Here is a 325-nt window from a genome sequence, read left to right on the forward strand (position 1 = left end):
TCGTCATCGACAAGCCGGCGGGCTGGGTGGTGCACCCCGCTGCCGGCCATTGGTCGGGGACCTTGCTCAACGGCCTGCTCGCGCACCACGCGGGCGCTGCGCGCCTGCCGCGGGCGGGCATCGTGCACCGGCTCGACAAGGACACGAGCGGCCTGATGGTCGTGGCCAAGACGACGAGGGCGTTCGACGCCCTGGTGGCGATGATCGCCGCGCGGGAGGTGCAGCGCATCTACGTGGCGTTGGCGGGCGGGCCGTGGCGGCACCCAGATCGCGTGGGGGTCGATCAGCCGATCGGGCGCGATCCGCGCCAGCGCCTGCGCATGGC

1 protein-coding gene is annotated in these 325 nt (G+C 73.5%); it reads left to right on the forward strand.

Annotated elements, in window-relative coordinates; translation table 11 throughout:
- The coding region (locus N2041_RS14685; protein ID WP_297679371.1) for a pseudouridine synthase at positions 1 to 325 on the forward strand (325 nt) is incomplete at both ends.

Origin of the sequence: Tepidiforma sp. (genome assembly GCF_026419595.1) — a bacterium.
GTDB lineage: Bacteria > Chloroflexota > Dehalococcoidia > Tepidiformales > Tepidiformaceae > Tepidiforma.